16 protein-coding genes are annotated in these 18,770 nt (G+C 36.5%); 14 read left to right on the top strand and 2 right to left on the bottom strand.

Features of this window, described 5'->3' with window-relative positions; translation table 11 throughout:
- Positions 1–363 precede the first annotated feature (363 nt).
- From CJF12_RS06475 to CJF12_RS06425, 11 genes are all read left to right on the top strand, one after another.
- Positions 364–1,032: a hypothetical protein gene (locus CJF12_RS06475; RefSeq protein WP_131329521.1), complete on the top strand. Its 669-nt coding sequence runs from the start codon at positions 364–366 to the stop codon at positions 1,030–1,032.
- Between the two features lie 69 nt (positions 1,033–1,101).
- Entirely contained in the window at positions 1,102–2,139 is a 1,038-nt protein-coding gene (locus CJF12_RS06470; RefSeq protein ID WP_051887232.1) for a hypothetical protein, read from the top strand.
- Positions 2,140–2,186: 47 nt separating this feature from the next.
- Positions 2,187–2,525, top strand: coding sequence for a hypothetical protein (locus CJF12_RS06465; protein WP_131329519.1), 339 nt, complete (start codon positions 2,187–2,189; stop codon positions 2,523–2,525).
- A 222-nt stretch (positions 2,526–2,747) separates the two neighbouring features.
- On the top strand, positions 2,748–4,004 hold the full coding sequence (locus CJF12_RS06460; protein WP_034683039.1) for an alkaline phosphatase family protein: 1,257 nt from the start codon (positions 2,748–2,750) through the stop codon (positions 4,002–4,004).
- 10 nt (positions 4,005–4,014) lie between these two features.
- Positions 4,015–6,978 (top strand): SusC/RagA family TonB-linked outer membrane protein, encoded by a 2,964-nt coding sequence (locus CJF12_RS06455; RefSeq protein ID WP_034683036.1) that lies wholly within the window; start codon positions 4,015–4,017, stop codon positions 6,976–6,978.
- 17 nt (positions 6,979–6,995) lie between these two features.
- Positions 6,996–8,450: a SusD/RagB family nutrient-binding outer membrane lipoprotein gene (locus CJF12_RS06450; RefSeq protein WP_034683331.1), complete on the top strand. Its 1,455-nt coding sequence runs from the start codon at positions 6,996–6,998 to the stop codon at positions 8,448–8,450.
- 366 nt (positions 8,451–8,816) lie between these two features.
- Positions 8,817–9,818 (top strand): IS110 family RNA-guided transposase, encoded by a 1,002-nt coding sequence (locus CJF12_RS06445; protein WP_034683537.1) that lies wholly within the window; start codon positions 8,817–8,819, stop codon positions 9,816–9,818.
- Between the two features lie 281 nt (positions 9,819–10,099).
- Positions 10,100–10,786, top strand: a complete 687-nt coding sequence (locus tag CJF12_RS06440; RefSeq protein WP_034687725.1) for a type 1 glutamine amidotransferase domain-containing protein — start codon at positions 10,100–10,102, stop codon at positions 10,784–10,786.
- Positions 10,787–10,855: 69 nt separating this feature from the next.
- Positions 10,856–11,836, top strand: coding sequence for an alpha/beta hydrolase (locus tag CJF12_RS06435; RefSeq protein WP_034687727.1), 981 nt, complete (start codon positions 10,856–10,858; stop codon positions 11,834–11,836).
- Between the two features lie 196 nt (positions 11,837–12,032).
- A complete protein-coding gene (locus CJF12_RS06430) occupies positions 12,033–12,617 on the top strand; it encodes a Crp/Fnr family transcriptional regulator (protein WP_034687730.1) in 585 nt (194 codons plus the stop codon).
- Positions 12,618–12,678: 61 nt separating this feature from the next.
- Positions 12,679–13,305 (top strand): FMN-dependent NADH-azoreductase, encoded by a 627-nt coding sequence (locus CJF12_RS06425; RefSeq protein WP_034687732.1) that lies wholly within the window; start codon positions 12,679–12,681, stop codon positions 13,303–13,305.
- Between the two features lie 96 nt (positions 13,306–13,401).
- On the opposite strand, the gene CJF12_RS06420 is transcribed toward CJF12_RS06425, so the two are convergent.
- Together CJF12_RS06420 and CJF12_RS06415 are read right to left on the bottom strand one after the other, a co-directional pair.
- A complete protein-coding gene (locus CJF12_RS06420) occupies positions 13,402–14,211 on the bottom strand; it encodes a DUF4249 domain-containing protein (protein ID WP_034687734.1) in 810 nt (269 codons plus the stop codon).
- 3 nt (positions 14,212–14,214) lie between these two features.
- Entirely contained in the window at positions 14,215–16,548 is a 2,334-nt protein-coding gene (locus CJF12_RS06415) for a TonB-dependent receptor (RefSeq protein WP_034687736.1), read from the bottom strand.
- 749 nt (positions 16,549–17,297) lie between these two features.
- Between CJF12_RS06415 and CJF12_RS06405 the strand changes: the two genes are divergently transcribed.
- From CJF12_RS06405 to CJF12_RS06395, 3 genes are all read left to right on the top strand, one after another.
- Positions 17,298–17,903, top strand: coding sequence for an REP-associated tyrosine transposase (locus CJF12_RS06405; protein WP_034687737.1), 606 nt, complete (start codon positions 17,298–17,300; stop codon positions 17,901–17,903).
- Positions 17,904–18,136: 233 nt separating this feature from the next.
- Positions 18,137–18,526 (top strand): helix-turn-helix domain-containing protein, encoded by a 390-nt coding sequence (locus CJF12_RS06400; RefSeq protein ID WP_034687739.1) that lies wholly within the window; start codon positions 18,137–18,139, stop codon positions 18,524–18,526.
- Positions 18,527–18,550: 24 nt separating this feature from the next.
- Complete coding sequence (locus CJF12_RS06395; protein WP_084675692.1) at positions 18,551–18,769, top strand: nuclear transport factor 2 family protein; 219 nt, start codon at positions 18,551–18,553, stop codon at positions 18,767–18,769.
- Position 18,770 lies beyond the last annotated feature (1 nt).

The following is an 18,770-nucleotide window of genomic DNA, read 5'->3' as shown; positions in this document are numbered from 1 at the left end:
ATAATTTTATAATTTATTTTTTTAGCCACAAATGCACGAATAATATCGCTTACATTATGTTCAAATATTATTATAAGATCTGCCAAATCAGCTCAATCTGCGAGAAACACAAAAAAGAAATTCTTTATTAAATTTTTAAAAAGCTTTTGAGTGTTCAATCAAGAGCTGCATGATGAAAACATGGTCTAAATTGTAATCCGTGTTTTTACGTAATTCACTATTTGGTTATTTATACTGTAGTATTGGCTTTTTTTTCTTTGTTACTTTGACTTGTTCATTTAACTGAAGCTTCAAAAAGAATATGGACAAGGCGTAATCCGAAAAGCCTGTATCAATAGAGTAGGAAAACCAAAAACTAATAAAATGGCTGATTATAATTTAAACGTCGCTTTTACTAACGAACAATTACAAGTATTGTATATGACAGGTTCTAACGTTGTCGTTGCAAAACAGAGTGGAGGATCAAAACCTAATGTAGCTTGGCAGGTATTCAGACCTATGCAGGCAAACACTTTAGCCTGGTCTGAAGAATATGGAATTTACGCATCTACTTCAGATGTTGTGAATGGTGCTAAGCTAAGCCAGCTGTCAAATGTTCCGATCGGAGCAGCCATGTCAAAGCTGTATACATTAGAAACCAGTGCAGTTATTTCCGGACCGGCATCCGGAGGACAGGCTAATGCTTTTGCTTTACAAAATTTATATGATAAACCTTACATGACAGTAGGTCTGTATCAGGATGCAACGGTAAACGGTACGGAAATCGCGGGGAACGCTACTTCTGCTGCTGCGGTGATTAAAGCAAGTACTGCTTATATGACTCCTTATACTACGGTATATATTTGGATTCAGTCTGACGTGGTAAGTAATTCTGTGGTAACCACAGTAACTTCTCCGATGACGCAATTAAAATATGGAGCCGGGATAAATACATTTTCTGTTCAGTATGATTCTGACTCTGGGAAATTCATCAATTCTGGGAAGGCTAAACAGATTGAGGGGTCAATTCTCTATCTTGAAGCAGATCTTTAAATCGAAATTCATATTGATAATACAAGAGGTTGGTGAGCAGCCTCTTGTATTTTATAAAATTTTTAGATCATGAAAACCCAAGCCATTAAAGAAGATATAGAAACAATACAGGATTATTTATATGTAGCCCAGCAAAGGAATCTTGTTTATAATTTTGATTTCAGATATTTCAGTAATCAGATCAAAAATGGAGATGCTATCCTTTACGGTATTCCGGATGGATGGACCTATAAAGATAATGGATCTAACGGCAGCATCAACTTTGATAATGATAATAAGCAATGTATCATTAAGAAAAGTGGAGGAAGTGAATGGATGAGATTTGCACAGGCGCTTCATGAATTTCCAAGATGGAAACAAATGCTCCCGGGGAAAATGATTACAGCAAAGATCATATTGGCAACAGATATACCAGGCGACATAAAAGTAAGCTTGTATGATGGGATCAATTCTTTTTCAACAACACGGTCGACAAAAGGAAATATGGAAATCGGATTACAAATGACGATGGATGTAGCAGCTGACAGACTAATATTCTCAATAGAAACTGCCGTACCATTTATGACGGTCAGAATTTCAGGGTGTTATATCAATATAGGAAGCATGGCTCTGGAGAATTTACCATGTATGGTACAAGGAGTAATAGGAGAACGAAAGCAGTATATAGCGACTGAAGCTCCTCCCGAAGGAGAACTCTCTCTATGTAATGAGCCCATAGAATTGGATGATAACTATACCCGACTAAATTCTGTAATCAATCAACGGTTTGGAACGGGGAAAAAAGGAAATTCTATGTTGCTGGATATGCGTGGTTATTTTAGCCGGGCATGGAATAACGGAGCTAAAGCGGATCCTGATGCCAATAACCGGACAAAACCGGGCACAGGAACTCTTACCGGAGATCATGTGAGTACTTTTGAAGGAGATGTTTTCCTGAAACACAATCATGGTTTGGACTTTTCTATTAATAAGCCGATTCTAATCGGAGATAAAGGTGCCGCTACTATTATTAATACAAGCAGCACGTCTAAAACTAATGATAGTATAGACGGAAAAGAAACCCGGCCTAAAAATATTGCAGAACTCTATACCATTAAATGGGCTTAAACCCATCAACACCATAAAAATAAAATAACCTAAAAACCAATTAAATCATGGCACATTTAACTTTGCGGTCCGTAGAAGAATGCATTATGGCCGCCTACAACAAATATGTTACCAGTACTATCGGAAATTTCATCTGTAATACTACAGATAATGGACCGATACAAATTCAATGTGTAATCAACGGAACCCGTTTCAATTGTGGTTTTGCCGGGAATCAGATGAGTACTGCAGATGTCAATAATCTGAGAACCTGGTGTATTACTCATCCTGGGGGAGGCTGGAGCTTCGGCTTCAGGAATACAGATCCTACCCATCCGGATAATGTGAATGTCACCCTCATCGATAGAACACAGTATATGTTTAATTTTCATGTCTATCTTTATTAGACTGAATCATCTTGTAATAATCAAACCCGACAAATGTTGCCGGGTTTTGTGTTATTGTAAAAATACCTTTGTAGGAATCATTGATTCACAAGGAAAACGGTAGGATAAAGATATAAATAGGCATGAATTTAATTAAAATTAATATATTTGACTTGTTTGTTAATGTTTTATTAAAAGATACTCTGCGTTTTTTATTGAATTTTGCGGAACAAAAAACATCGGATGAACTTTTCTAAAAATTACGTATTTATTCTTCTTTCTTTTTTGAGCTGTTATACATTTGGCCAAAAGAATTCGACCCAGAAAAAAGTGGTGTTTATCATTGTAGATGGTATTGCCGAAGACATGCTGGGCAAAGCTGAAACTCCAAACCTGGACAGGATTAAAAATGATGGTGCTTTTCTGAAAGCTTATGTAGGTGGTGAAAAAGACGGATATAGTGAGACACCAACGATTTCTGCAGTAGGCTATAACAGTCTGCTTACTGGAACATGGGTGAACAAACATAATGTTTTCGATAATGATATCAAGGCTCCTAATTACAGTTATCCTACCATTTTCAGGCTTTTTAAGGACCAGTTTCCAGATAAGAAGGCTGCTGTCTTTTCCACATGGGAAGATAACCGGACCAAGCTGATCGGCGAAAATCTGAAAGCGACGGGAAACATAAAAATGGATTTTGCCTATGATGGCTTAGAAAAAGATACCCTGAAGTTCCCGCACGACAAGCAAAGCGGCTACATCCGTAAAATCGATAGCCTGGTAGCAGAAAAAGCAGCGGGCTATATTGCACAGAATGGACCCGATGTATCGTGGGTATATTTAGAGTTTACCGATGATATGGGACATCGCCATGGGGATGGAGATATTTTATATAAAGCGATTTCTTTTGAAGATCGATTGATCGGGAAAATATATGATTCCGTAAAAGAGCGTGAAGCAAAACATGGAGAAGACTGGCTGTTTGTAGTGACTACAGATCATGGAAGATCTGCAAGTAATGGGAAAGGACATGGTGGACAAAGTGACAGGGAGCGTAATATCTGGATCGCGATCAATAAGCCAACAATTAATAGTTATGCAAAAAATAACCGTGTAGCAGTTACAGATATACTCCCTACAATGACCGATTTCCTGGATCTTAAAGTACCCGCAGCGGTTCAACAGGAAATAGATGGGGTTGATTTACTTAAGAACAGAACGGCTTATCATCTGCAAGCCTCGTTATCACCTGATAAAATACTTGAAGTTACCTGGAAAACAACCGGTCCGTCTAAAGAAATGGCAGAAGTATATATTACAGATACCAATCATTTCAAAGACGGAGGGAAGGATTCCTACCGATTATTGGGAAAAGCCAATCTGGGAAGCGGAAAGTTTACTTCCAGTCTGAAAACAGGTCATTCCGATTTCTATAAGATCGTCCTGAAAACCAAAGACGGTTTTCTGAATACTTGGATCTCGCAACATACTAAATAAGGAATTACTTATGAAATTACACCTTTTAATTGGGCTGGGGTTAATCACCGGCCTGGAAGCCTATGGCCAAAACGTACAGAAAACAGGCGGCCCCGACAGCTTGAAAACCCATGAAAAAAACATCGATGAGGTTGTTATTACAGCCTTGGGAATCAAAAAAGAGAAAAAAACGATAGGATATGCCGTTCAGGAAGTAAAGGGAGAAATTTTCGAAAAGGTAAAAGAACCTAATTTTATCAACTCCCTTTCCGGACGTGTAGCCGGATTGAATATCAAGAACAGCACAGATCTTTTTCAGGATCCGGGAATCAGTCTGAGAGGGGCTAAGCCTCTTATTGTAATCGATGGGGTTCCGGACAGGACTGCTGATTTATGGAGAATTAATGCCGATGATATCGATAATATCAGCGTACTGAAAGGTCCTACGGCTTCTGCATTGTATGGATCTGTGGGAAAAGATGGAGCCATTATGATTACCACCAAAAAAGGGAAAAAGGGAAGAATGAGTATTTCCTTTAACAATTCTACGATGTTTCAGACCTCTTTTATTCGTATTCCTAAAGTTCAGACGGTTTACGGAGCGGGTAATAACGGAAAATATGCGTATATCAATGGTGAAGGCTCCGGAAGTGAAGGAGGCGGATGGATCTGGGGCCCAAAACTCGATCAGAGAGATCCTTCCACGCCCAGCGGATATTTTGAAACTCCCCAATACAACAGCCCGGTTGATCCGGCAACCGGAAAGCTGGTTCCGTTACCATGGATCTCCCGTGGAAAGAATAATATTAAAAACTTCTTCGATACCGGAATTATTCAGTCTAATAATATCAGTGTGGATTGGGGCAGCGAGAAAGCAACTTTCAGACTTTCTCTTTCCAATATTTACCAGAAAGGAATTGTTCCGAACACGGATCTGAAAACAACCTCAATCAGCTTGGCAGGTTCTGTACATCCTATTGAAGGCCTTACGATCAATTCAACATTAACCTACAATAAAGAATATACTTCCAACTTCCCGGAAGTAGGCTACGGACCAACCAATTACCTGTATAACCTGGTTTTATGGACCGGGGCTGATGTGGATATCCGAGACCTGAGAAATTACTGGGTAGCCGGAAAAGAAGGATATCAGCAAAGGCATTACAATGTGTCTTATTACAATAACCCGTATTTTCAGGCTTATGAATACCTGAGACCTTATTATAAAGATAATGTTCTGGGAAATGTCAACCTGGAGTACCAGATCGTTCCTAAATTATCTGCCAAAGCCCGTGTAGGTGCAAATATTTACAGTCTGAACCGTGAGTTCAGGGAGCCTAAAAGTTATATCGGATATGGTAACAAGTCATTAGGAAATTATACTCAGGTAAATGGAAATTATTTTGATATCACTTCGGAGTTAGGGCTTAAATATCAAAACCGGTATTCTGATAACTTTTCATTAAGCGGAGAGGCTTATGTATCCAATTATTACAGGGAACTTAAGAACAGTGAGATTCGTACAGATGGCTTGATCGTCCCGGGATGGTACAACCTTTTCAATAGTGTGGGGCCTTTATTTGCACCGACAGATGGTAACAGAAACAAAAAGGAATACGAACAAATTAACAGTGTCTATGGCTATGTGGATATGGAGTTCTATAAAGCGTTTTTCTTGAACGTGACAGCACGCCATGATAAAGTTTCAACACTTCCTAAAGGAAATAACGGCTATTTCTATCCATCGGTTTCCGGGTCGGTTTTGCTGAATCAGTTATTTACCCTTCCGGATTGGGTCAGTTTTGCTAAGGTGAGAGGATCCTTAGCCCGGGTTTCCAGTGGTAAGCTGACCAATGATACCTATGGTTATATTTCAGCTTTCAGAAGAAGTAACACCAGTTGGAATGGAGTACCTTCATTTTATTTTGAGGATATTCTGATCGATGCAAATATTAAACCTGAAACCACAGATTCGTGGGAAGTAGGAACTAATATTGCTTTATTGAAGAACCGGATTAATTTGGATGTGACGTATTTCCAAACCAGAGATTATAACAACTTAACGTACGTTCCTTTGTCAGAAGGAGTGGGGTATAAATATTATCTGACGAATGGGAATGTGTATCAGAGAAGAGGAGTAGAATTTACCCTGAACGCAGACGTTATCAAAAAATCAGATTTTAAATGGAGCGCTCAGCTTAATTTGAGCCAGTACCGTAAATATCTGAAAGAGGCTTACGGAGGTGCGGATTATACAACACTTTTTAACCCGGCAAACGGTAGAAATAACTTTATCAGAGTTGGAGAAAGAGCGGATAAGCTTACCACGATGCCTTATGAGACCTCACCTGACGGACAGCTGGTGCTGAGAAATGGATATCCGGTGAATTCTACAGCGCCATTCGAAAGTAATATGGGATATTCTGATCCTGACTGGACATATGGGTTCTCTAATAATTTTAATTATAAAAATTTCTCACTGTCTTTATTGTTTGATGGCAGAATCGGAGGATCTATGTATTCTACAACCAATCAGAAAATGTGGTGGGGTGGTATAGCTCCGGGAACGGTGAACCAATACAGGGATGATGCCAATGCCGGAAGTAATACTTATATCGCACCGGGAGTTAGGGTAGTAAGCGGTGCAATTACCTATGATCAAAATGGTAATGTAAAATCAGATACACGGGTTTTTGTTCAGAACGATGTTGCCGTAAACTATAATGCTTTTATGCAGAGTACGAGTAATGCTTTTGAAAGCAATTACCATTACTATAAACAAACCTTTATCAAGCTGAGAGAGGTAACGGTTACCTATAATTTTGGAAAAGACTTTACCAAAAAACTGGATCTGTCTTCAGCAAGTATTTCCCTGATTGCAAGAAATCTCTGGCTGGCTTCAAAGATTAAGAATGTAGACCCTGATTCCGGTATGGATCAGCTTCAGACTCCGGCGACAAGTAGCTTCGGGGTGAATCTCAACGTGAAATTTTAATGATAAAAGCAATAGAAATGAAATCAGTTAAAACATATATATTCTCAATAATAACAGCTGTAAGCGTAGTAAGTTGCAGCAGAGTTGATAATTTACAGGATGATCCTAACCGTCCTAAGACAGTAGATGCTCAGAATCTCCTGCCTGGAATTGAGATCAGTGCCTTTAGCAATATTAGAGCTGATGCAGCTCTGGCATCCAGGCAACTGGCATATATCAACGGCGTTAGCCGGGATCAGTATTATGACTTTCAAAGAGGATCTTTTGGTGTTTATGATCAGATCAAGCAGGTCGGGAAAATGGTAGAAGAAGCAAATAAAAGGGGAAGCAAGGAATATGTGGCATTAGCCCGCTTCTTTAAGTCTTATTATTTCATTTCACTATCTGAGACTTTCGGTGATATTCCTTATACCGAAGCGGTGAAAACAGATAACTTTTATCCAAAATATGATGACCAGAAAAGTATTTATAAAGATGTGTTGAAAGAATTGGCATTGGCTAATACAGAACTTTCAGATTTTAATAAAGAGATACTGGGGGATCTCATCTATAAAGGACAGCCTCTTAAATGGAGAAAGCTGATCAATTCTTATCGATTAAGAATTTTAATGGATTTGTCAAAAAGAACCGATGATCCGGATTTAAATGTGAAACAGGCTTTTGCCGATATTGTGAATAATCCTGCCCAAAACCCTATTATGGAAAATGGTGAAGACAGTGGGGCATTATCTTTCTTCAACTTTGTCAATAACCGGTATCCTTATTTTAACAGCAACGAGCTGAAAACAGCTTATTACATGGAGCAGAGCTTTGTAGATAAACTCAAAGTATCAAAGGATCCAAGATTATTTAAGATGGCTGAAAGGAAGACAAGTACAGTAGGAACCTCCCCAACAGATCCATTTAGCTTTTATGATGGATTATATGGAAGTGGGGATCTGGGAGAAAACTCTACAAAAGCATCCAATGGTCTGGCATCAAGGATTAATCCAAGGTACTTTGATGATCCGGTTAATGAACCTACTTTGTTGATGGGGTATGCAGAATTGCAGTTTATTCTAGCCGAAGCAGCTGTTCGTGGTTGGATCACCGGAAATGCGAATACCTATTATCTGAAAGGAATCAATGCTTCTATGAATTTTTATAAAGTAAATCCGGATGATGCGAATATGTATGTAGGCCAGTCGGGGATTAACCTGCAGCCTGGAAAGGAAATAGAGCAGATTATGGATCAGAAGCATACGGCTTTGTTTTTTAATACCGGCTGGCGCATATTTTATGATCAGAGAAGAACTGGGTTCCCTAAATTTAATACAGATGGAAAAGGGATTCTGAATAATGGCAAGATTCCTAAAAGATGGATGTATCCTGCCTCTGAAATAAATACTAATAATACGAATCTTACGAATGCGATTAATAAACAGTATCCCGGAGGAGATAATATCAATGAAACCATGTGGCTGATTAAGTAAAATCTTACTACAGATTGAATAGATGCTATGTTGGTAAAGGCAAAATGGCTGATTTGCAGAATGGCAAATTTTATGAGAGTTTGTCATTTCGCAGGAGAAATTTCTTAATAAAGGGTTATTTTTTCACCACAGATTACCTTTAGATTTACACAATGAATTAGTATTAAATTAGATAATAATTATATTCTGAAGAACCAGAGAAAATAAAGTGAACTAAACAGATTTCCAGAACAGAACTATTCTGAGTATCAGACTTTATTTTCTCTTTTGAATATCTGCCATTTAGAATGTTAAGCATTAAGGCTTATTAAAGGTTTTAGCATTATTCAAAATGGTTCATTCAGGATAAATCCTAAATCCAAAGTTATGAAAAGTTATTTTATAGGAATTGATATTTCCAAAGATACCTTGGATGTTTGTATCATGAGTGATTCTGAAGAGAAAGACATTTTTTTTAAAGTTGAAAATACTCTATCAGGAATTGAAAGTATGATTTCAAGAAACATCCCAGAGAATGCTCAATTGTGGTATTGCTTTGAAAATACAGGAAATTATGGGCTGCTCCTTGCCAGGATATTGGAAAGCCAAGAAATAAGCTATTATCAGGTCCCGGCTCTCGAAATAAAATTAAGTCAGGGAATACAAAGAGGAAAGAATGATCGAGTTGATGCCTGGAGGATTGCCAAGTATGCAAAAACATATTGCAAAGAACTTAAACCTTATCTCCTTCCCAGTAAAGAACTGCTTAAGATAAAAAATCTTCTTACCTACAGAAATCATTTGATAAAGGTAAGAACACAGTTCAAGAATGAGATAAAAGCTTTTTATCAGATCAATAAAATAGCTGATGTAAGTTTTGAAATTAATGATATTATGGGCCATATACAGCAACTGGATAAAAATATAGCATTAGTTGAAGAAAAAATAAAACAGGAAATCCATAATCAACAACACCTCAACCGAAACTTTGAAAAAATAACCAAAGTGAAAGGGGTTGGATTCCTCACAGCAGCTTATATGATTGTATTAACGAATAATTTTACAAGTTTTCAAAACCCAAGGAAATTCAACTGTTATGCAGGGATTGCTCCTTTTGAGCATACATCAGGAACAAGTGTTCAAGGCAAAACTAAAACAAGTAAACTTAGAAATAAAAGAATTAAAACGATTCTTTTTAATGGTGCTAATTCTGCCGTAATTTATGATGAAGAATTAAAATCTTATTACCAAAGAAAAAAACAACAGGGAAAAGCACATAATTCTATTATCAATGCTGTATGCTGTAAAATTGTATATAGAATATTTGCTGTCGTAAAAAGGGAAGAACCTTTTGTAAATTTAACAAGATATAATTTGCATATGTCTTAGAATACTCAGATTAACACAGATGTTTATGTTGTAAAAGATCATATATATCGTCGAAATGACAATTCACAATTTAACAAATCAGCGATTTTGAGATTTTACCTTTACAATGGTAAATCAGATAAAAGTAATACTGCTTCAATGAGGCAGTATTTTTATTTGATGTAAGGAGTTCATAGATTAAAATATCGAAAACCGAGATTGGGTTACAACTTTCAGGGATTAAGTTACCCATATATCTTAATTTTTTCACGACTTTTGAGTATAAGAAAACACAAAAAAATATGAAGAAGCTTCTTTTGGTAGTCACTAATATTGGGATTTATGAAAGCGGTAAATTCAAAACAGGCTTATGGCTGAGTGAACTTACCCACATGTATCACAGTGCAAAAGAAAGAGGATGGGAGGTTACCATTGCAAGCCCGAAAGGGGGAAATGTACCCATTGATCCTGAAAGTCTGAAACCTTTGGTTTTGGATAAAATTTCAAAAGACTATTATGAAAATCCGGACTTTATGAGCGAATTAGCTCATACTCAAAGTCTGAAAAGCATACAAAACGACTCTTTCGATTGTATTTATCTGGCCGGAGGTCACGCTACAATGTATGACTTTCCGGATGATAAGATCTTACAAATAATGATCAGGAATCAGTATGAAAAACATAAAATGGTTGCTGCCATTTGCCACGGAGTAGGTGGGCTTCTGAATGTGAAACTTTCCAATGGAAAACATCTGATAGAAGGCCGGTCAATGACAGGATTTGATTGGTTTGAAGAAACTTTGGCAAGACGAAAAAGAGAAGTTCCGTTTAACCTGGAGGCTGCTATTAAAGAAAGAGGCGCTGATTTGAAAAAAGCATTCATTCCCATGACTTCCAATGTGGTGGTAGATGGACATCTGATTACAGGGCAAAATCCTTTCAGCTCTAAAGAAATGGCTAAAGTTGTGACCCAAGAACTTGAAAAATAAGAAAACTAAACATATATTTGGTAGAGCACTCAAAATCAAATCTATCATTAAATCATTAAAATTTTAATTATGGCAAACACAGTTCCGGGTGAAAAAGACCCACAAATTCTGGTAGGAATCAGAGAATTCCTTAACGGACTTAATAATAGTGGCGGTAAACCAATGGAAACCATGACCCCACAGGAAGCAAGACAGGTACTTATCGATGCCCAAAAATCTGTGCAGGTAGATACTTCCGGGATTACGGAATCCGAAAAAGAGATTACACAAGACGGGATTACAGTAAATATCCACATCATAAAGCCTGAAAATGCAAAAGCAGAAAAACTTCCGGTATTTATGTATGTGCATGGTGGAGGTTGGGTACTAGGAGATTATCCTACTCATAAAAGACTGGTTAGAGATTTAGTTGTAAACAGTGGAGCAGCAGCTGTTTTTGTTGACTATACTCCTTCTCCTGAAGCTAAATACCCGGTTGCCATTAATCAGATTTATGCAGCGACAAAATGGGTATCTGAGAATGGTGATGAAATTGGTGTTGATGGTAAAAATCTAGCGATTGCCGGGAACAGTGTTGGAGGTAATATGACTGCTGTTACGTGTTTGATGGCAAAAGATAAAGGCGGACCGGAGATCAAGTTCCAGTTATTACTTTGGCCGGTAGCCGATGCTGATTTCACCCGTCAGTCATGGCAGGATTATGCCGAAGGAAGATTCTTAACGGCTAATATGATGAAATGGATGTGGGATAACTACCTTCCTGATTTAGAAAAAAGAAAGGAATATTATGCTTCTCCTTTCCAGGCACCATTGGAAAAAATGAAAGGACTTCCACCGGCTTTGGTACAATTGGCAGAAAATGATATTTTACATGATGAAGGGCTTGCTTATGCCCGTAAACTGGATGAAGCTGGAGTACCTGTTACCATTCAGACTTTTAACGGCTTTATACACGACTATGGATTATTAAATCCTTTGGATCATATTGAAGCAGTGAAATTCTCTTCAGAGCAAGGAGCATTAGGATTACGCAAGGCGTTATTTTCGTAATACGAAGATCAAATTATAAATATCAAATGGAGAATATATCGTACTGGTAATTCTCATTATATAGAATAGGGGATAGTTGAAAGACTATCCCTTTTGTTTTTATTAAAGGAGCTCTTTCTTTCTCTTAATTATCGGTCATCAGGATAAAAATATTCTTGTACATTTGTTGATAGCATACTTAATTAGTGACAGTTTTATGAATAACCATGCTCTGATCAGGAATATTTCCAGATATATCAGCTTGACTGAAGAGGAAATATCCATCTTTGAAAGTTTCTGGCTTGAGAAAACATTGAAAAAAGGGGAATATCTTTTAAGAAACGGAGATGTTTGCCGCTATGATAATTATGTGGTTTCAGGATTGTTAAAAGCATTTTACATCAATTTGGAAAACGGAAATGAAGAAATCCTTTATTTTTCTATTGATGACTGGTGGGCTTCTGATGTTGATAGTTTTTCCAGGCAAAAACCCTCTATCTATAATATACAGGCTCTTGAGGAGACCAAGGTTTTACAGATCAATTACCATTCTTTTCAGAAACTGCTGCTTAAAATCCCTCAGCTGGATAAATATTTTCGGATCATATTGGAAGGATACATCGGAACACTGCAAAAAAGAATTATTTATAATAATATCTACGATGCAGAATACCGGTACTTTGACTTTTTGGAAACGTATCCCCATATTGCTTCCAGAGTACCTCAATATCTAATAGCTTCTTATCTGGGAGTCTCAGCAGAATTCATCAGCAGACTGCGAAAAAAAAATAAATCATCTTGAACTAGATCAATTTTTCTACAATTAATAATCGAGAATTTTGCTTCAATAATTTACGAAGCAAATGAAAAAAGTATTAATCATCAACGCCAGTGTAAGAAACGGAAGATCTTACAGCCGAAAACTTACTCAACTTTTTGTAGATAACTGGAAAGTAAAATATCCCGACGATACTTTTACGTTCAGGGAAGTGGGAACCGAAATCATTCCGGGGATTGATGCCTCATGGATTGGCGGGGCTTTTATAAAACCTGCAAGCAGAACTGAAGATGACCATAAGGCATTGGCGTTAAGCAATGAATTGGTCAAAGAGTTGAAAGAACATGATGTTTATGTTGTGGCCACTCCTATGTATAATTGGTCGATCCCAAGTGGATTAAAAGCCTATATAGACCAGGTTATGAGAATTAATGAAACCTGGAAATTCAGATCAGGAGTTCCGGATGGTGATTATGTAGGTTTACTTGAAAACAAAAAAATGTTTATACTATCAAGCAGAGGAGATACAGGCTATGGCGAAAACGAGAAAAATGAACACATGAATTTTCAGACCACCTATTTGAAATTTATCTTCGGAGTTATGGGAGTCAAAGATCTGACAGTTTTTTCTCTGGATAACGAAGAATTCGGTGGCGAAATATTTGAAAACTCCAAAAAAGAAATTTTTGAGACGATCAGGTCAATTGGTTAAATAATAGGTTGGGAGTATAATAAAAACGGTCAACCTAAAAGAACAAAATCCAGGGATTCATCTTATGGGTTGACCGTTTTAATAAATAATCAATTGTTACTCGATTACAGCACTTCTTTTACTAAGCGTGTGTGCTGAGAAATATCCTAATGCACCATTGTTAATATTGCTTGGTGGATTAGAAGGCGTAACCCCTCCACCAGGACCTCCACCTCCAATAATTTGAAGCAAAGCACTGTAATAAGTAAATATAGTATGATCTATAGATTGCATTTCAACATGAATCGTATCTCCTACAACGACTTTATGGCTATTTCCATCTTCATCATCGTTAGGAAGAAATAAAGGTCTTTGGTTGACTAATCCATTGTTCACGTTATCTGAAAAAACTTCAATTGTTCTTTTCGGTTTATTATTGATAGTAAAACTAAAGAGGTAGCGGTTTCCTAATGTTGCCGGATCAGTAAAGATGGGTAAAAGCGTATAAGTTGTTTCTCCTCCGAACACAAAAGAATCCTGTTTCAATCCGTCGAAAGGGACAGCTTCAGGCATAGTACTTTGGGCAGTATACTGTTTTCCTTCTGCCTGTACTTTTAAAGTGTAGATTCTGCCGGCTGCTCCGGTGAAAGCCGTCGTCTGATATTTTCCATCGCCCACATATTGCAAGGTTTCTGTTTGTCCTGTATTATCGCTGACTATTACCTGTGCATCAGTAACAGCGGGATATTGGTTGTTTTGGGTAAAAGCGACGGATTTTGTTATTCTCACAATATAAGGGCCAGGTTGGTCAGTGATGTTTCCTTCAATAACAATGTTTCCGCTTTGGTCTGCAAGATCTAAATCGATTTCTTTTTCACAGGAAACTAATAAAAACAGAGATAATATGATAAAAAATGTATTCTTCATGATTTAAAATTTGAAATTATAAGTGATGTTAGGTACCCATCGGAATAATGATGTCTGCATAGCACGTGTCGTTCCCGGATTATTCGGATTGTCTTCAAAAGTAATGGTATAAGCATTTTCACGTCCATATACGTTATAGATTCCGAAAGACCAAGACCCACGGAAGCGTTTATTAGAACTTGGCTCGTAAGTGGCACTTAAGTCCATTCTGTGGTAAGCCGGCATTCTGTCTGCATTTCGGCTGCTGTATTGAAGGACCGTTTCTCCGTTCAGTTCATATTTTCCGGTAGGGAAGGTGACCGCATTTCCGGTGCTGTAAACAAATAATCCTGAGAAAGACCATTTTGGATTGAGCTGGTAGGTAGCAACTATAGATAGATTGTGGGTTTTATCCATTCTGGCATTGTACCATTCATTATCATTGATACCATTGATTTTTCTTTCGGTTTTGGATAAGGTATAAGAGATCCACCCTGTTAGTTTTCCGCTTTTCTTTTTAGCGATCAGCTCCAAACCATAGGCTCTTCCTTTTCCGAATAACAGCTCGCTTTCGACATCTGCAGCCGTATCAAAAGTTATTTGGGCTCCATTTTTAAAATCGATCTGATTCTGCATAGATTTATAATACACTTCAGCATTCAATTCATAATTATTATTGTTGAAATTTCTGCTGTATCCTACACTTATCTGATCTGCAATTTCCGGTTTTACAGTATAGCTGCTTCCAATCCATTGATCTGTAGGATTTCCACTGCTGCTGTTACTCAAAAGGTGTAGATTTTGGGTATTACGGGAATATCCTCCTTTTACACTGCTGACTTCATTGATGCGATAATTGGCTGTAATACGGGGCTCAAGATTGATATATATTTTCCCGAATTTTCCCTTTTCTAAGAATCTGCTATCGGTAAGAATTCCATTTTCGTAGGTATTGAATGTATCACCTCCCAAAACACTGAATGAAGAAAGTCTTAAACCATAATTAACAGTCAGCTTTTCCGTTGCTTTAAAATCATCATTGATATACACTGCATTTTCCCATGAATATCTTGGATTTCTTGGAAAACTACTGACACTGGTGCCTGAAGCACTGCTGGGAGTAAGGGTATGGTAAATAGACTGGAGTCCGAATCGAACAGAATGTTTATTTCCTGCAAACCAGGTAAAGTCCTGTTTAAGGTTCCAGTCCTGAATTTCTGAATTCAACCCAAATTTATTGTCATTACTTTCCAGGCTGATTTTGTAATTATAATCACTGTAAATTAATGAAGTATTAGAGAATAATTTGCTGTTGATGATACTGTTCCATCGTAAAGTGGCTGTGGTATTTCCCCAGTCTGTTGCAAATGTTTTACCGATTCCCAATACATCTCTTCCAAAATATCCGGATAAATAAAGACGGTTATTTTCGTTGATCTGATAATTGGCTTTCAGGTTCAGATCATAAAAATAAAGCTTACTGTCTTTAAAATCATCACTGCCTTTAAGGAACAAATCGGCATAAGTTCTTCTTCCGGAAACGATAAAAGAAGATTTTTCTTTTTGAATGGGACCTTCTACACTCAGCCTGCTGCTGATTAAACCGATTCCTCCGTTGATATTGTAGTCTTTATTATTTCCATCCTTCATTTTGACATCCATTACAGAAGAAAGACGCCCGCCGTACTGTGCAGGGCTGTTTCCCTTGATGATGCTGGCATCTTTCAGAGCATCACTGTTGAATGTACTGAAGAACCCAAGTAAATGGGAAGCATTATAAACAGGAGCTTCGTCCAATAATATTAAGTTCTGATCCGTTGCTCCACCTCTTACACTAAATCCGCTGCTTCCTTCACCGTTACTTTTAATTCCCGGTAACAGCTGTATGGTCTTCATTACATCCTTTTCTCCAAATAATACCGGCAATTTTTCAATATTTTTGATACTTAAAGTTTCCGTACCCATTTGTGCAGTTGAAAGATTTTTATCTTTTTTAACCCCGGATATGATGACCTCGTCAATCTTTCCTGTTCTTTCTTGCTCTTCCTGGCTTAGGGGAAGATCCAGTTTTATATTATGATCCAATTGGATGTTTTGCTCAAAATCTTTGTAACCCGGATACGAAATGATTATTGTATAATTACCTTCAGGTAGTGATAAAGAATAGAAGCCGTATTCATTGGCAACGACACTCACTGATGGGTTTTCAGCTACTTTTACTGCCACTCCGATCAATAGTTCACCATTTTTCTGGTCTTTTACAGTTCCGCTTACGGTGTATTTCTGTTGTGCTATCGCCAGAGTACTGAAACAGAGTGCAGCTGAAGCAGCGGCAATTTTAAAAAAAGATGTTTGCATTCAGTTTATTTTTTAAGTAGTAAATTTTTTGAATAGTATATTGATGTTATTGGTGTTGAAATAATAAATTACAAAGAGATATTAAACGAAAAATTTAAATGTTGAATTGAAAAAATAGAATACTTTTCTTTATCAACAGGTATTTTCGAAAATTTCACTGGCAAAGATAACTGCAAGTTTTTATAAAAATACTATGATAATAAGAATATTGTTTTTTATTGATGTAAAATTAATTATTGGTATTATAAAATTCATATTTTATTTTTATTGTGTGAATTTTATTATAATTAATGGTAGTGCTTAATGATAAAGACGATTTCTAGTTAATAGATGAATAAGGATTATTGTAATTGTGATAAACTGGAAAAATAATTTAATAAATTATAAAAAATATTAATAATAACTATTATCTTTAAGTATTAATATATTTTGGATGAGTAGGAGCTATAAATTTCACAATCCGGAAGGGTTGTATTTTGTGAGTTTTGCATTTGTAGGTTGGCTAGATGTTTTTACAAGAAACGAATATAAAGACCTTTTTTTAGAAAGCCTTAGTTTTTGTCAGAAAGAGAAAGGCTTAGAAATTCATGCATGGTGTATAATGACTCCCAGCTGCCCCAGCTGCTCAAAGTCTGCGACTTTGAGCAATAAGTAATTTTTTATTTAATAGCAAACATTTTGTTTTTTATATAAAACTTTTTTGAATGATTCCTTTAAAATGCATGTATTTAAAATAAACACATGTAAAGATGAAAGAAGGCTATATTATAAGAGATCAGGAGAAACCGCATTTTGTTACCTGTACAGTTATAGACTGGATTGATATTTTTTCACGAAAAAACTACAGGGATGTCATCATAGAGTCATTAGATTTCTGTATTAAGAATAAGGGAATGATTCTTTATGGTTATGTAATGATGACTAATCATCTTCATCTAATAGTACAATCAAAAGATAATAATTTATCAGGCTTATTAAGAGATTTTAAAAAGTTTACAGCTAAAAGTATCCTTGAAAAAATTCAAAGTGAACCTGAAAGCAGAAGAGAATGGATGTTAGAAAGGTTTTCTAAAGCAACGGAAACGCATAATAGAAATAAGACTTATCAGTTTTGGCAATATGGTAATCATGCAGAAGAAATATTTACCTTATACTTCATGTGGGATAAATTGAATTATATTCATCTCAATCCTGTAAGGGCTGGACTTGTTGAAAAAGGATATCGTTATCTTTATTCTTCGGCTAGTAATTATACTTATGGAAAAGGGCTCATTGAGGTTGAGATTGCTGAAAATCCTATTATAGATATTAATAAGAAAAATGAATTTTGGAAATATAATAATTATGATGAGTGAAAATGATAGCTCAAAGTCAGAGACTTTGCGCAGCAACCATAAGCAAAGCTGGCTTTGTTTATTTTAGGCTTTTGTTATTATCTCATTTTACTGTTTCACAAATAATAAGAGCTAGAGGAAAAGAGCATATTCTAGAAACACTTCAATCAGTTTTGTTTAGGGGGGAACTAAAAAACATCCTATTAAAAACAACAATTTTTTTTATATTTGTACAAAGCACATATACAATCACTATGGAAAAGCTAAGAAGTCTAAGAAAAAGGAGAGGATATACTCAGGAATACATGTCAAATATCCTGTCAACGGATGTTTCCAATTATTGCCGTAAGGAGAATGGGGAGGTCAGAATCTTTGATGATGAGTGGGAAAAGTTGGCGAAAGCTTTAGACGTTCCGGTGGAAGATATTAAAGAAGAAAGAACAGGGAATGTTGTACAAAATCTAACATTTAATGATAGCAGTTCTAACACAAGTACCAATAGTCAAACGGGTAATTATAACCAATACCAATATTATAATATTCCGGAATATATGTTGGAAAACCATAAAGAATATATTGACCTGTTGAAAGAGCAGGTTGAAGCTCTGAAACAGGAATTGGAGAAATTTAAATCTAAGAAATAATCTGCTAATATAACATAAACATCTGTGGTTCTATTAGCTGAAAAAAGCTACAATAGAAAAAAAGATAGATTCCCTATTGTTCCCAAAAAAGAGATTAAATTTCTTGATGTTTCAGATAAGACGGCATCAGTTAAACTTATTGCGGATGAGTGGATTGACTATATGCATCTTGTGAAGTTGAATGGTACATGGAAAATTATTAATGTTCTCTGGCAGTATAATGATAGTTCACATCATAAATAAT

Source organism: Chryseobacterium piperi (assembly GCF_002285635.2).
GTDB classification, from domain to species: Bacteria; Bacteroidota; Bacteroidia; order Flavobacteriales; family Weeksellaceae; genus Chryseobacterium; species Chryseobacterium piperi.
This window is presented reverse-complemented; position numbering and strand designations above follow the sequence as displayed.